The organism is Streptacidiphilus sp. PAMC 29251 (assembly GCF_054208735.2).
In genome coordinates this window covers 6,785,574-6,800,805 of sequence record NZ_CM135725.2, presented here as the reverse complement: position 1 = coordinate 6,800,805, position 15,232 = coordinate 6,785,574, and the positions used below count along the sequence as shown (strand labels likewise).

Annotated in this window: 9 protein-coding genes; 6 read left to right on the top strand and 3 right to left on the bottom strand. The window is 71.5% G+C overall.

Going from position 1 to position 15,232, the window contains the following annotated elements:
- The first annotated feature begins 20 nt into the window (after positions 1-20).
- Complete coding sequence (gene xylA, locus ACXKR8_RS32505) at positions 21-1,208, top strand: xylose isomerase (protein WP_458268139.1); 1,188 nt, start codon at positions 21-23, stop codon at positions 1,206-1,208.
- Between the two features lie 53 nt (positions 1,209-1,261).
- Here xylA and ACXKR8_RS32500 read toward each other — a convergent pair whose 3' ends face one another.
- On the bottom strand, positions 1,262-2,023 hold the full coding sequence (locus tag ACXKR8_RS32500; RefSeq protein WP_458275135.1) for an enoyl-CoA hydratase/isomerase family protein: 762 nt from the start codon (positions 2,021-2,023) through the stop codon (positions 1,262-1,264).
- A 179-nt stretch (positions 2,024-2,202) separates the two neighbouring features.
- Between ACXKR8_RS32500 and ACXKR8_RS32495 the strand changes: the two genes are divergently transcribed.
- Both ACXKR8_RS32495 and ACXKR8_RS32490 read left to right on the top strand, forming a co-directional pair.
- Complete coding sequence (locus ACXKR8_RS32495) at positions 2,203-3,030, top strand: polysaccharide deacetylase family protein (protein WP_458268138.1); 828 nt, start codon at positions 2,203-2,205, stop codon at positions 3,028-3,030.
- A gap of 126 nt (positions 3,031-3,156) precedes the next feature.
- Positions 3,157-4,323: a YVTN family beta-propeller repeat protein gene (locus tag ACXKR8_RS32490; RefSeq protein WP_462100709.1), complete on the top strand. Its 1,167-nt coding sequence runs from the start codon at positions 3,157-3,159 to the stop codon at positions 4,321-4,323.
- 159 nt (positions 4,324-4,482) lie between these two features.
- Here ACXKR8_RS32490 and ACXKR8_RS32485 read toward each other — a convergent pair whose 3' ends face one another.
- Positions 4,483-5,961: an FtsW/RodA/SpoVE family cell cycle protein gene (locus tag ACXKR8_RS32485; RefSeq protein WP_458268136.1), complete on the bottom strand. Its 1,479-nt coding sequence runs from the start codon at positions 5,959-5,961 to the stop codon at positions 4,483-4,485.
- Between the two features lie 122 nt (positions 5,962-6,083).
- A complete protein-coding gene (lon, locus tag ACXKR8_RS32480) occupies positions 6,084-8,615 on the bottom strand; it encodes an endopeptidase La (protein ID WP_458268135.1) in 2,532 nt (843 codons plus the stop codon).
- 352 nt (positions 8,616-8,967) lie between these two features.
- Here lon and ACXKR8_RS32475 point away from each other — a divergent pair, with 352 nt between their 5' ends.
- The 3 genes from ACXKR8_RS32475 (at position 8,968) to ACXKR8_RS32465 (ending at position 15,154) form a co-directional block, all read left to right on the top strand.
- Complete coding sequence (locus tag ACXKR8_RS32475) at positions 8,968-9,741, top strand: response regulator transcription factor (RefSeq protein WP_458268134.1); 774 nt, start codon at positions 8,968-8,970, stop codon at positions 9,739-9,741.
- Positions 9,738-10,904, top strand: a complete 1,167-nt coding sequence (locus ACXKR8_RS32470) for a sensor histidine kinase (RefSeq protein WP_458268133.1) — start codon at positions 9,738-9,740, stop codon at positions 10,902-10,904. The genes ACXKR8_RS32475 and ACXKR8_RS32470 overlap by 4 nt, the downstream gene beginning before the upstream one ends.
- A 320-nt stretch (positions 10,905-11,224) precedes the next feature.
- Positions 11,225-15,154 carry a multifunctional oxoglutarate decarboxylase/oxoglutarate dehydrogenase thiamine pyrophosphate-binding subunit/dihydrolipoyllysine-residue succinyltransferase subunit gene (locus ACXKR8_RS32465; protein WP_458268132.1) on the top strand — a complete coding sequence of 1,310 codons (3,930 nt, stop codon included), beginning with the start codon at positions 11,225-11,227 and terminating at the stop codon, positions 15,152-15,154.
- The last annotated feature ends 78 nt before the right edge of the window (positions 15,155-15,232 follow it).

Sequence of the window (15,232 nt, the reverse complement as noted above, 5' to 3'; positions counted from 1 at the left end):
GACCTTCAGGAGCCGACCCCATGACCGACCTCACACCCACCCCCGCCGACCGCTTCACCTTCGGCCTCTGGACCGTCGGATGGCAAGGACGCGACCCCTTCGGCGACGCCACCCGCCCCGCCCTCGACCCGGTCGAGTCGGTGCACCGCCTCGCCGAACTGGGCGCGTACGGGGTCACCTTCCACGACGACGACCTGATCCCCTTCGGCAGCGACGCCGCCGCCCGCGAGGGGCACATCAAGCGCTTCCGGCAGGCCCTGGACGCCACCGGCATGGCCGTGCCGATGGCGACCACCAACCTGTTCACCCACCCGGTCTTCAAGGACGGCGCCTTCACCGCCAACGACCGCGACGTCCGCCGCTTCGCGCTGCGCAAGACCATCCGCAACATCGACCTCGCGGTCAAGCTCGGCGCCACCACCTATGTCGCCTGGGGCGGCCGCGAAGGCGCGGAGTCCGGCGCCGCCAAGAACGTCAGGGTCGCCCTGGACCGCCTCAAGGAGGCCTTCGACCTGCTCGGCGACTACGTCGTGTCGCAGGGGTACGACATCCGCTTCGCGATCGAGCCCAAGCCCAACGAGCCGCGCGGCGACATCCTGCTGCCGACCATCGGCCACGCCCTGGCCTTCATCAACTCCCTGGAGCACGCGGACCGGGTCGGCCTCAACCCGGAGACCGGCCACGAGCAGATGGCCGGGCTGAACTTCCCGCACGGCATCGCCCAGGCGCTGTGGCACGGCAAGCTGTTCCACCTCGACCTCAACGGCCAGTCCGGCATCAAGTTCGACCAGGACCTGCGCTTCGGCGCCGGCGACCTGCGCCAGGCCTTCTGGCTGGTCGACCTGCTGGAGTCCACCGACAGCACCGGCGCACCGGCCTACACCGGCCCGCGCCACTTCGACTTCAAGCCCCCGCGCACCGAGGACATCGCCGGGGTCTGGGCCTCCGCGGCCGGCAATATGCGCAACTACCTCGCCCTCAAGGCCAAGGCCGAGGCCTTCCGCGCCGACCCGGCCGTCCAGCAGGCGCTGCGCGCCTCCCGCCTGGACGAGCTGGCGCAGCCCACCCTCGGGGCCGGCGAGACCCTGGCCGACCTGCTCGCCGACCCCAGCGCCTTCGAGCAGTTCGACGCCGACGCCGCCGCGGAGCGCGGCATGGCCTTCGAGCAGCTGGACCAGCTCGCCCTGGACCACCTGCTCGGCCTCTGACCCCTACCGGCCACTCACAACGGGGCTGGAGCGGCGCGCACCTTTCCCACAGGTCAGAACCTCGGCGCGCGCCGCTCCAGGAACGCCGCAAGCCCCTCCGCCACGTCCGGCGCCGTTCGCGACCCCTTCTCCCAGGCCGCCACCGCCAGGGCGGCGGCCTGCCCGCCCCCGTGCTCCAGCTCGGCCGCGACCACGTCCTTGACCGCCCCCTGGGTCTGCGCCGAACGCGAGGCCAGGGTGCGGGCGAAGGCCAGTGCCCGCGCCTCCACGTCCTCGGCGACCTCTTCCACCAGCCCGTAGACCAGCGCCGTCGCCGCCGTCAGCAGCTCGCCGGAGTAGAGCAGGTACTTCGCCCGGGCCGGTCCCAGCAGTCGCAGCAACCGCACCGTCGGTACCGCCGGATAGACGATCCCCAGCTTGGCCGGGGTGATCCCGATCCGGACGTCCGGATCGGCGAAGCGCAGGTCGCAGGCCACCGCGAGCTGGCAGCCGCCGCCCACGCAGGCGCCGCGGAGCACGGCGAGGGTGGGGTGCGGGAACGCGGCCAGCGCCTCCTCGGCCACCACATTGACCGCGTGGTAGGCGTTGGCCGACTCCGGATCCGCGTACACCTCCCGCAGTTCGGCGATGTCCGCGCCGGCGCTGAAGGTCCCGCCCGCGCCGGTGACCAGCAGCACCCGCAGGCCCGGCTCCTCCGCCAGCCGCCGCAGCAGCTCCGGCAGCGCCCCCCACATGGCCCCGGTCAGCGCATTGCGTTTCTCGGGCCGGTCGATCGTCAATACGGCGACTCCGTCGTCACCGAGCGTGATTTCCAGACCTGACACCCCGTAGGGCAGTTCCCTGCGTCCCTGCTGCACCCGTGCTGCCTTTCGCCGACCTGCCGACTTCCACCCCGGGCCGCTGCCTCCGACCGGGCGACACTCTACGGTCCCGCCCTGATCCGCCCGCGTTGCTCGACGCGCGGTAACCGGACGGTCACCCTAGAGTTCGAGCGGTGACCCCATTCGACCGTCGCGACCTGCTGCGTATGGCGGCCGTCGGAGCCGCCGGCTCGCTGACCGCCGCCTGCTCGGACGGCTCAGCCACGCCCTCCGCCCTCGCCGCTGCCCCTACTGCCGCTGGCTCTACTGCCGCTGGCTCCACTGGCGCTGTGCCGAGCGCCGCCGTCCCGGTCCGCGCAAGCTCGGCGGCGTCCACGGCCTCAGCTGTCCGGGTCCCCGCCGACCCGTTCGAGATCAGGACCGGCCCCCGTACTGGCAGTGCGGTCGCCCTCACCTTCCACGGCCAGGGCGATCCGAAGATCGCCAAGGCGCTGCTGGCCGAGGCCGCCCGCGCCGACGCGAAGATCACCGTGATGGCCGTCGGCAGCTGGCTGGACGAGCAGCCGGCGATGGCCCGGCTGATCCTCGACGGCGGCCATGAACTGGGGAATCACACCCAGAACCACCTGCCGATCTCCACCATGTCCGCCGACCGTGCGTACGCCGAGATCGCCTCCTGCGCCGCCCGGCTGAAGCAGCTCACCGGCAGCATCGGCAGCTGGTTCCGGCCGTCCCAGGCCCAGGACTGCACCGCCACCGTCGCCGCCCAGGCCCGCCGGGCGGGCTACGCGCACTGCCTCAGCTACGACCTGGACTCGCTCGACTACACCGACCCGGGCGCGACCGCGGTGACCGGCACCGTGCTGGACGCGGTACGCCCCGGCTCCGTGGTCAGCCTGCACTTCGGGCACACCGGCACGATCGCCGCGCTGCCCGCGATCCTCGACGGCCTGCACCGGCGCGGTCTCCGCGCGGTCACCACCACGGAGCTGCTGACCTGATGCCCCCGCTGACCATGCGCCGCCTCGCCCCCGTCTCCGCGCTGACCGCGCTCTCCGCCTGCGGCCTGCTGCTCGCCTCGGCCTGCTCGGCCGGCCCCCAGCAGCAACGCCGCCCGAGTCTCCGTCCTGGCCCAGCCGGCCGGTCGGGCCGACGCCACCGGCCAGGCCGCGGGAGCAGCTGGGGCAGCCGCGGGCCAGGCCGCGGGGGCGGCCGCCGCCCCTGCCGCGCCCGGCTTCCCGGCGCTGGCGGTCGGCCCCGGCCCCTACCTCCAGGGGATGCCCGCGCCGCTCTCCCCCACCGACGTCTACGCCGCGGACCGTCCCAACGCGCTCTCGCCGGTGGTCCGCAACTTCCCCGCGCGGGTGTACGTGCCCAACACCCTCTCCGACACGGTCAGCGTCATCGACCCGACCACCTACAAGGTCATCCAGACGCTGCAGGTCGGCCATGAGCCGCAGCACGTGGTCCCGTCCTGGGACCTCAGGACGCTGTGGGTCAACAACGACCTCGGCAACAGCCTCACCCCGATCAACCCCGCCACGGGGGTGCAGGGCGCACCGGTCGACGTGCACGACCCGTACAACCTCTACTTCACCCCCAACGGCAAGTACGCCATCGTGATGGCCTCCAACGACCACGCCCTGGTGTTCCGCGACGCCCACACCATGAAGGTGGTCAAGTCGGTCCCGGCCGGCTGCGCCGGGGTCAACCACGCCGACTTCTCGCCGAACGGCGACTACTTCATCGTCTCCTGCGAGTTCTCCGGCGACCTGCTCAAGGTCGACACCGCGAAGATGCAGGTGGTCGCCCGCCAGAAGATCCCCTTCGAGGGCTCCATGCCGCAGGACGTCAAGATCTCCCCGGACGGCAAGACCTGGTACGTCGCCGACATGATGGCCAACGGGGTCTGGGAGCTGAACGGCGACACCTTCTCCGTGCCGACCCTGCTGAAGACCGGGGCCGGTGCGCACGGCCTCTACGTCAGCCGGGACTCGGCCGACCTGTACATCTCCAACCGGGGCGAAGGCTCGGTCTCGGTGCTGGACTTCGCCACCGGCAAGCTGGTCCACAAGTGGCAGATTCCGGGCGGCGGCAGCCCCGACATGGGCGGCGTCTCCGCCGACGGCAAGGTGCTGTGGCTCTCCGGCCGCTACAACTCGGAGGTCTACGCCCTCTCCACCACGGACGGCCACCTCATCGCCCGCATCCCCGTCGGCGACGGCCCGCATGGCCTGGCGGTCTACCCGCAGCCGGGCCGCTACTCCCTGGGCCACACCGGCGTCTTCCGCTGAGCGGGGGTCGGGACGGGGCGGGGGCGGGCAACGCTACGTAAGCGGGGTCGGCCTTCGCCGTAACGGCGGCCGCAGCGCCACTCGACACCGAGGCGAGCCAGCCCAACGGCCGGCCCGGCCCAAAGCCAGGTCAGCCCAACGGCAGAGGCCCGGCAGGGCCTACCCCCGTTCTGCCTCTGCCCGCACCGCGGCGATCTCCTCCGCCGAGATCGTCAGCGTTTCCGCCGGGTCCGGAGCGGGCTCAAGCTCGGTTCGGCCGGCTGCGTCGCTGACCTTGATCATGAGGGCGATCATCACCCAGTTCGCCACCATCGACGATCCGCCCTGGGCCAGGAACGGCAGGGCCTTGCCGGTCTCCGGGATCAGGCCGATCGCGCCGCCCGCCACCACGAAGACCTGCAGGATCAGCGCCGCGCCCAGGCCGCCCGCGAGCAGCTTGCCGAAGGGGTCGGCCAGTTGGACGGCCGCGCGCATGCTGCGCTGGGCCAGCAGCGCGTACACCAGCAGCAGCACCATCAGCCCGGCGGTGCCGAGCTCCTCGCCGAAGGTGGCGATGATCCAGTCGCTGCGGCCGGCCGAGCCGATCAGCCAGGGCTGCCCGTTGCCGAGGCCGGTGCCCAGGAAGCCGCCGTTGCCGAGGGCGAACAGCGCCTGCGCGGGCTGGTCGGAGATGACGCCGGCATGCCGCTGGGCCACCGGCAGGAAGATGTCCATCGGGTCGAGCCAGGCGGCGACCCGCCCCCCGACGTGCGGGGACAGCGAGCCGACGACGAAGGCGCCGCCGGAGGCCATCAGCGTGCCGACGATCACCCACCCGGTGCGCTCGGTGGCCATGTAGAGCATCACGATGAAGATGCCGAAGACGATCAGCGAGGTGCCGAGGTCCACCTCGAAGATCAGCACCATCATGCTGACCGCCCAGATCGCGATGATCGGGCCGAGGTTGCGGCCCCGCGGCAGGCTGACGCCCCAGACCTTGCGTCCGACCAGCGCCAGCGCGTCCCGGTTGGCCATCAGGTAGCTGGCGAAGAAGACAATGATGGCGATCTTGGTGAACTCGTCCGGCTCCACCGAGATGCTGCCGAAGCGGATCCACCGCTTGGCGCCGTTGGTGGCGTCCGCGCTGAAGAACGCGGGGGCCATCAGCAGCACCAGCGCGGTCGCCATCAGCACGTAGGTGTAGCGCTGGAGCACCCGGTGGTGCTTGATCAGGGCCAGGAAGCCGACGAACACCAGGGTCCCGATGACCAGCCACTGGATCTGTCCCGGGGCCATCACCGCGGCGTTGTGCCCGTAGACCCGGCTGTACGAGTAGTCAAGCCGGTGGATCATCATCAGGCCCACGCCGCTGAGCAGCACCGTCAGCGGCAGGATCAGCGGGTCCGCGTACGCGGCCCACTGCCGGACCGCCAGGTGGCCGACCAGGGCCAGGGCGGTGAGGCCGAGGACCTGGATCACGAACCCGCTCGGCAGCTTCCCGTGCAGCGACAGCTCCGCGTCCGCGTCGCCGAAGGCGCTGACCGCGACCGCGAAGAGGATCAGCACCAGTTCCAGGTTCCGGCGCCGGGCCGGCGCGCCCCGGAACCCCGTGTCGCCGCTGGGGCTGCTGACCTGCCCCGCCGATCGCCGTGCGCCCATCCGCCCGCACCCCACCCAACCAAGTCGCCGTCAGAACCGTCGCATTCTCGCAGGTCCCGTCCCACTCGGGGACGACCCCTCCCAGACCGACGGTTCCTGACGGCAACCGGCTGTGACGGGTGTTACGCCGCGAGCGACTCGCGGTCGGTGCGGTCGGCCGGGTTGGACAGGTCGACCGGCTTGCTGAGCGAGACCGCCGGCTCCAGGGCCAGCTCCAGCACCTGGCGGACGTCGGAGACCGGGTGGACCGTCAGCCGCGCCAGCACCTCGGCCGGGACGTCGTCCAGGTCGGCCTCGTTGCGGGAGGGGATCAGGACCGTGGTGATCCCGGCCCGGTCGGCGGCGAGCAGCTTCTGCTTGACGCCGCCGATCGGCAGCACCCGGCCGGTCAGCGAGACCTCACCGGTCATCGCCACCTCGGTCCTGACCTTCCGCCCGGAGAGCAGCGAGGCCAGCGCGGTGGTCATGGTGACGCCCGCGCTGGGGCCGTCCTTGGGCACGGCCCCGGCCGGGACGTGGACGTGGATGCCCCGGTCCCGCAGCGAGGTGACCGGCAGTTCCAGCTCGGCGCCGTGCGAGCGCAGGAAGGACAGCGCGATCTGCGCGGACTCCTTCATCACGTCGCCCAGCTGACCGGTCAGGGTCAGCCCGGTGGAGCCGGTCTCCGGGTCGGCCAGCGAGGCCTCGATGAAGAGGACGTCGCCGCCCGCCCCGGTGACGGCCAGTCCGGTGGCGACACCGGGCACCGCCGTGCGCCGCTCGCCGGGCTCCTGCGCCGCCTCGGGGGTGTGGTGCGGACGGCCGATCAGGCCGCGCAGGTCCTCGGCCGCGATCGTACGGGGCAGCTCGGTGGAACCACTCGTGCCCAGTTCCTGCTGGGTGGCGACCTTGCGCAGGATCCGTGCCAGCGCCCGCTCCAGGCTGCGGACGCCTGCCTCGCGGGTGTACTCGCCGGCCAGGCTGCGCAGCGCGTCCTCGGTGACGACGACCTCGTCGCTGCCGAGCGCGGCGCGCTCCAGCTGCCGGGGCAGCAGGTGGTCGCGGGCGATGACGACCTTCTCGTCCTCGGTGTAGCCGTCGAGCCGGACCAGCTCCATCCGGTCCAGCAGCGCCTCCGGGATGGACTCCAGCACGTTGGCGGTGGCCAGGAAGACCACGTCGGAGAGGTCCAGCTCGACCTCCAGGTAGTGGTCCCGGAAGGTGTGGTTCTGCGCCGGGTCCAGCACTTCGAGCAGCGCTGCGGCCGGGTCGCCGCGGTAGTCGGAGCCGACCTTGTCGATCTCGTCCAGCAGCACCACCGGGTTCATCGACCCGGCCTCCTTGATGGCCCGGACGATGCGGCCGGGCAGCGCGCCGACATAGGTGCGCCGGTGGCCCCGGATCTCCGCCTCGTCGCGGACGCCGCCGAGCGAGACCCGGACGAAGGAGCGGCCCATGGCCCGGGCCACGGACTCGCCCAGCGAGGTCTTGCCGACCCCGGGCGGGCCCACCAGCGCGAGCACGGCTCCGCCGGCCCGACGGCCGCCGACAGCGGTCCCAGCACCAGCAACAGCACCGGCGCTGCCGACCTGGCCCAGGCCGCGGTCGGCCCGGCGCTTCCGGACCGCCAGGTACTCGACGATCCGGTCCTTGACGTCGCTCAGACCGAAGTGGTCGGCGTCCAGCACCGCCCGGGCGCCGGTGATGTCGTAGGCGTCCTCGCTGCGCTCGTTCCAGGGCAGCTCCAGCACCGTGTCCAGCCAGGTGCGGATCCAGCTGCCCTCGGGCGAGGCGTCGGAGGAGCGCTCCAGCTTGTCGACCTCCTTGAGCGCGGCCTCGCGCACCTTCTCCGGCAGGTCGGCGGCCTCGACCCGGGCCCGGTAGTCCTCCTCCTCGGAGTCCGGGTCGCCGTTGAGGTCGGACAGCTCCTTGCGCACGGCCTCCAGCTGGCGCCGCAGCAGGAACTCCTTCTGCTGCTTCTCCATCCCCTCCTGGACGTCCTTGCGGATGGTCTCCGCGACGTCCGCCTCGGCGAGGTGGTCCCGCAGCAGCTGCAGCGAGAGCTTCAGCCGGGCGACCGGGTCCAGCTCCTCCAGCGCCTGCACCTTCTCGGCGCCGGTGAGGAAGGGCGCGTATCCGATGTTGTCGGCCAGGTCGGAGACGTCCTCGATGGCGGCGACCCGGTCCACGACCTGCCAGGCCCCGCGCTTCTGCAGCCAGGTCGTGGTCAGCGCCTTGTAGTCACGCACCAGCTCGGCGACCGACCCCGGCAGAGGATCCGGTACGGGGACCGCCTCGACCGGGCTGGCCTCCACCCACAACGCCGCACCGGGCCCGGTGGTCCCGGCCCCGATCCGAACGCGCCGCACGCCGCGCACCAGCGCCGCCGGATCTCCGTCGGCGAGGCGTCCGACCTGCTCGATGGTGGCCAGGGTGCCGATCGCGCCGTAGTTGCCGTCGATCCGGGGCACCAGCAGCACCCGTGCCTTGCGGGCACTGGCGACGCTGCTGATGCCGGGCGCCTGCGCGCCGCCGTCCCGTACCGCTGCCTGCGCGGCCTCGACGGCCGCGCGGACGTCGGGGTCGGACAGGTCGAGCGGGACGACCATGCCCGGCAGCACCGCGTCGTCGTCGAGCGGCAGCACCGGCAGAGTCAACGAAGAGGCAGTTGCCATGATCACTCCCAAGTAAGCAAAGTTGAGTTACCTGGACTAAAGGACATTGACCCCCCTGGTGTTCCCCAAGGCTGTTCGCCGTGAGCGATCAGGCTCTTCGAGCCGCCTGGGCCCCTCCGCTGTCCCGAACACCGGAAGGGCCGACCGCCATACCCCGCCCGCCGGGAGCGGAAGCGGAACGGAGCCTGCCTGATGTGGCGCACCCCGTCACCCGGTAGGGTCTACGCCCATGCCGCCCCGAGAGGCCGGCGGCTGAGACAGTGGCGTGAGCAGTGGCTGAAGACCGGCACGTTGAAGACCGGCGAGTACGGACGAAACCAAGTACGGACGAAACAGAGCGGGCCGGCGGCGTATGCCGCTCGGGCAACCCGCGAGCCCTGGGGGCGGTGGCGTGGTCGTGACGGATGTACAGCAGCAGGAGACCAGCGGGACCGGAGGTCAGCGACGCGTACTGGTGGTCGAGGACGAACCGACCATCGCCGAGTCCATCGCGGCCAGACTGGGCGCGGAGGGCTTCCGGGTCGCCGTCTCCCATGACGGTCCCACTGCGGTGGACTGCTTCCAGACCTGGCAGCCGGACCTGGTGGTGCTCGATGTGATGCTGCCCGGGTTCGACGGTCTCGAGGTGTGCCGCCGGATCCAGGCCCACCGCCCGGTCCCGGTGCTGATGCTGACGGCGCGTGACGACGAGACCGACCTGCTGGTCGGCCTGGGGGTCGGCGCCGACGACTACATGACCAAGCCGTTCTCCATGCGCGAGCTGGCCGCCCGGGTCAATGTGCTGCTGCGCCGGGTCGAGCGGGCCCAGCTGGCCGCCCGCACCCCGGTCGGCGGGACGCTGCGGCTCGGCGAGCTGGAGATCGACCACGTCCAGCGCCGGGTCCGGGTGGCCGGGGCGGACGTGCACCTCACCCCGACCGAGTTCGACCTGCTGGCCTGCCTGGCCGCGCAGCCGCGCGCGGTGCTGACCCGCGAGCAGCTGCTCGCCGAGGTCTGGGACTGGACCGACGCCTCCGGCACCCGCACCGTGGACAGCCATGTGAAGGCGCTGCGCCGCAAGATCGGCGCCAACTGGATCCGCACGGTGCACGGCGTCGGCTACGCCCTGGAGGCTCCGTCGCCGTGACCGCTGACGCCGGGAGCGCCGCACCGAACCTGCTCCGGCGGGCCGCCGGGCGGCTCTGGGCGGATCTTCGCCCGCTGGACCCACTGCGTTCCATCAAGGCCAAGCTCGCGGTCCTGGTGATCACTTCGGTGGGCATCTCCACGCTGATGGTGGTGCTGGCGCTGAACTCGGACACCCAGATCCGGATCGTCATGATCTTCTCGGTGGTCGCCTCGCTGCTGATCACCCAGCTGCTGGCGCACGGCATGACCGCCCCGCTGCGGGAGATGACCGCGGCGGCCAGGGCGATGGCGGCCGGCGACTACAGCCGCGAGGTCAGGGCCACCTCGCGGGACGAGGTGGGCGAGCTGGCCACCGCCTTCAACACCATGGCGGCGGACCTGGAGGCGGCCGACCGGCAGCGCCGGGAGCTGATCGCCAATGTCTCGCACGAGCTGCGCACCCCGATCGCCGCGCTGCGCGCCGTGCTGGAGAACGTGGTGGACGGCATCGTCCGGCCCGAGCCGGACACCATGGCCGCGGCGCTGGAGCAGACCGAGCGGCTCGGCCGGCTGGTCGCCCATCTGCTGGACCTCTCCAAGATCGCCGACGGGGTGGCCTCACTGGACACCCGCGAGTTCGGCGTGGAGCCCTTCCTGGCCGGGGTGCTGCGCGGGCTCACCGTCGACGGCTCCACCTCGGGCGGCGCCAGCCGACGCCGCGACGTGTCGCTCTCGCTGGACGTGCCGCCGGACCTGACCGCGGTCGCCGACCCGGAGCGGCTGCACCAGGTGGTCGCCAACCTGGTCGACAACTCCTGCCGGCACAGCCCCAAGGACGGCACGGTGACGGTGCGGGCCCGCGCCGAGGGCTCCGACGGCCTGCTGCTGGAGGTCGCCGACCAGGGCCCGGGGATCAGCCCCGAGGACCGGCACCGGGTGTTCGAACGCTTTAGCCGCGGCAGCGGGCCCTCGGCCCAGGGCCCCGGCAGCGACGGCGGCACCGGGCTCGGCCTGGCCATCGCCCGCTGGGCGGTGGACCTGCACGGCGGCACGATCGCGGTGGCCGACTCCGAGGAGGGCTGCCTGATCCGGATCACCCTGCCGGGGCCGCGGCCCGCTCCGCGACCGGAGCGGCGGTCACCGGAGCGGAGATCACCGGAGCGGCGGTCCGGCCGAGGCTGAGCCGCTCGACCGCCCAGCCGCTCAGCTGGGACGGACTTGAGACAATTGCCCGAAGTGTGGCGGAGTGCACCGCGATCCAGCGGAGGGCCTGGCGATAGGCGCACGATTGTCCGCATTTATCCGCCCGTTCTGAGCGAACAGCCACTCGTTATCCCCCATCACGACCGAGTTCTAACATTCATTTTTCGCCAAACTCAGCGCCCGCACTGTGATCTGGGCGACGACCAGGGGGCGGGACCTGCGCAGACAGGCCCCGGGGGCGTAGCCTTGGCATCCGCTGTCCACCATTCTTAAGGAAGCGGAAGAGGGCGGTTGCCGCCGTGTCGCCAGAGTCCCCCCATACCTCAAACAGTTCGACCGCCACAGAACAGGGTTCGGTGCACACCGGCCCCGGTGCGGACCCGACCGCAGGGTTCGGTCCCAACGAGTGGCTCGTTGACGAGATCTACCAGCAGTACCTCCAGGATCCCGGTTCAGTGGACCGGGCCTGGTGGGACTTCTTCGCCGACTACCGAGCCGGCGCCGAGGCTGAAGAGACCGCGGGTGCCCCCGCCGGAGCCGAGGTGACGGCGGCAGCACAGACCGCCGCAGCCCCCTCGCCCCCGGCAGCGGCCCCCGCCCCGGTCGAGGCGGCGCCACCGCCGCCACCGGTCCCGCCGACGCCCGCGCCGGTCGCGGCCCCTGCCGCACCGGCCCCCGTCGCCGTCGCGCCGGCCGCACCGGTAGCGCCGCCCGCTCCGGCCGCGCCCTCGGCGCCTGCCGCCGTCAACCGGGTCTCCCCCGAACTCCGGCCGGAGGGAACCCCCTCGCGCCGCCCTCCCGTTCCGGCCGATCCGGCCGACACTTCTAAGGACAGCAAGAACGTGACGTCCCCCGTCGCCCCCACCGGTCCCGAGCTGGTCGCCCTCAAGGGCCCGTCCGCCCGGATCGTCGCGAACATGGACGCCTCGCTCTCGATGCCCACGGCGACCAGCGTCCGCGCCGTCCCGGCGAAGCTGCTGATCGACAACCGCATCGTCATCAACAACCACCTGAAGCGCGCCCGTGGCGGGAAGGTCTCCTTCACCCACATCATCGGGTACGCCATGGTGCAGGCCATCAAGGCGATGCCGGCCATGAACCAGGGCTTCCAGGAGAAGGAAGGCAAGCCCTTCCTGGTCCGGCCCGAGCACATCAACCTCGGCCTGGCGATCGACCTGACCAAGCCGAACGGCGACCGCCAGCTCGTCGTCGCCGCCATCAAGCAGGCCGAGACGCTCGACTTCTTCGGCTTCTGGCAGGCCTACGAGGACATCGTCCGCCGGGCCCGCACCAACAAGCTGACGGTGGACGACTTCTCCGGCGTCACCGCCTCGCTGACCAACCCCGGCGGCATCGGCACGGTGCACTCCGTCCCCCGGCTGATGCCCGGTCAGGGCACCATCCTCGGCGTGGGCGCGATGGAGTACCCGGCCGAGTTCCAGGGGTCGTCCCAGGAGACCCTGTCCCGCCTGGGCATCTCCAAGGTCATGACGCTGACCTCGACCTACGACCACCGGGTCATCCAGGGCGCGCAGTCCGGCGAGTTCCTCCGGACCATGCACCAGATGCTGCTGGGCCAGAACGAGTTCTACGACGAGATCTTCCAGTCGCTGCGGATCCCGTACGAGCCGGTCCGCTGGGCCACCGACGTGGACAACAGCCACGACAACGAGGTCAACAAGACCGCGCGCGTCATGGAGCTGATCCACTCCTACCGGGTCCGCGGCCACCTCATGGCCGACACCGACCCGCTGGAGTACAAGCAGCGCAAGCACCCCGACCTCGACGTCCAGGCGCACGACCTGACGCTGTGGGACCTGGAGCGCGAGTTCGCGGTCGGCGGTTTCGCCGGCAAGGCGATGATGAAGCTGCGCGACATCCTGGGCGTGCTGCGCGACTCGTACTGCCGCACCATCGGCATCGAGTACATGCACATCCAGGACCCCAAGCAGCGCCGCTGGATCCAGGCCCGGGTCGAGCGCGGCAACGACAAGCCGGAGCGCGAGGAGCAGCTGCGCATCCTGCGCCGCCTCAACGCCGCCGAGGCGTTCGAGACCTTCCTGCAGACCAAGTACGTCGGCCAGAAGCGCTTCTCGCTGGAGGGCGGCGAGTCCGTCATCCCGCTGCTCGACGCGGTGCTGGACTCCGCCGCCGAGGCGAAGCTGCAGGAGGCCGTGATCGGCATGGCCCACCGCGGCCGGCTGAACGTGCTGGCGAACATCGTCGGCAAGTCCTACGCGCAGATCTTCCGGGAGTTCCAGGGCAACCTGGACCCGAAGTCGATGCACGGCTCCGGCGACGTCAAGTACCACCTGGGCTCCGAGGGCACCTTCACCGGCATCGACGGGGAGACCATCAAGGTCTCGCTGGCCGCGAACCCCTCGCACCTGGAGGCGGTCGACCCGGTGGTCGAGGGCATCGTCCGCGCCAAGCAGGACATCGAGGACAAGGCCGGCAACTCCTTCGACATCCTGGCGCTGCAGATCCACGGCGACGCGGCCTTCGCGGGCCAGGGCGTGGTCGCGGAGACGCTGAACATGTCGCAGCTGCGCGGCTACCGCACCGGCGGCACCGTGCACGTGGTGATCAACAACCAGGTCGGCTTCACCGCCGCCCCGGCCGCCTCGCGCTCGTCGATGTACTGCACCGACGTGGCCCGCATGATCGAGGCCCCGATCTTCCATGTGAACGGCGACGACCCGGAGGCCGTGGTCCGCGTCGCGCGGCTGGCCTTCGAGTTCCGCACGGCGTTCAACAAGGACGTGGTGATCGACCTCATCTGCTACCGCCGCCGCGGTCACAACGAGGCCGACAACCCCTCGTTCACCCAGCCGCTGATGTACGACCTGATCGACAAGAAGCGCTCGGTGCGCAAGCTCTACACCGAGGGCCTGATCGGTCGCGGCGACATCACGGTGGAGGAGGCCGAGCAGGCGCTCAAGGACTACCAGGACCAGCTGGAGAAGGTGTTCGCGGAGGTCCGCGAGGCCAACTCGACGCCGACCCCGGCCACCAGCGAGCGCCCGATGGCCGAGTTCCCGGTGTCGCTGCAGACCGCCATCTCCCAGGAGACGGTCAAGCGGATCGCCGAGTCCCAGGTCGCCCTCCCGGACTGGCTCACGGTGCACCCGCGGCTGCTGCCGCAGATGCAGCGCCGGGCCGCGATGATCGAGGACGGCACCATCGACTGGGCCATGGGCGAGACCCTCGCCATCGGCTCGCTGCTGATGGAGGGCCACCCGGTCCGGCTCGCCGGACAGGACACCCGCCGCGGCACCTTCGGCACCCGGCACGCGGTGCTGGTCGACCGGGTCACCGGCGAGGACTACACCCCGCTGCTCTACCTGACCGACGACCAGGCCCGCTACACCGTCTACGACTCGCTGCTCAGCGAGTACGCGGCGATGGGCTTCGAGTACGGCTACTCGCTGGCCCGCCCCAACGCCCTGGTGGCGTGGGAGGCCCAGTTCGGTGACTTCGTCAACGGCGCGATGACCATCGTGGACGAGTTCATCACCTCGGCCGAGGCCAAGTGGGGCCAGACCTCCGGGGTCACCCTGCTGCTGCCGCACGGCTACGAGGGCCAGGGACCGGACCACTCGTCCGCGAGGATCGAGCGCTTCCTGCAGCTGTGCGCCGACAAGAACATGACGGTGGCCCAGCCGACGCTGCCGTCGAACTACTTCCACCTGCTGCGCTGGCAGGTCCACAACCCGCACCACAAGCCGCTGATCGTCTTCACCCCGAAGTCGATGCTGCGTCTCAAGGCCGCGGCGTCCAAGACCGAGGAGTTCACCACCGGCGGCTTCCGTCCGGTGATCGGCGACTCCACGGTCAACCCGGCCGAGGTCCGCCGGGTCGTCATCACGGCCGGCAAGTTCTACTACGACCTTGAGGCGGGGCGGACCGAGCGCGGTATCACCGACACCGCGATCGTCCGGGTCGAGCGGCTCTACCCGCTGCCGATCGCCGAGCTCCAGGAGGAGCTGCAGCGCTACGGCGACGACGTCCAGTACGTCTGGGCCCAGGAGGAGCCGGCCAACCAGGGCGCGTGGCCGTTCATCGCGCTCAACCTGGTGGACCACCTGGACGTGGTGGTCGGCCGCAACGCCAACGGCTCCCGGCTCCGCCGGGTGGCCCGGGTCGCGTCCTCGGCTCCCGCCGTCGGCTCGGCCAAGCGCCACGCCGCCGAGCAGGCCCAGCTGGTCGAGGACGTCTTCTCGGTCTGACGCGCCATCACTGACGCACGATCACATGGACGGGCCCGGCTCCCCGCAAGGGGGCCGGGCCCGCCGCACACCCCCCAC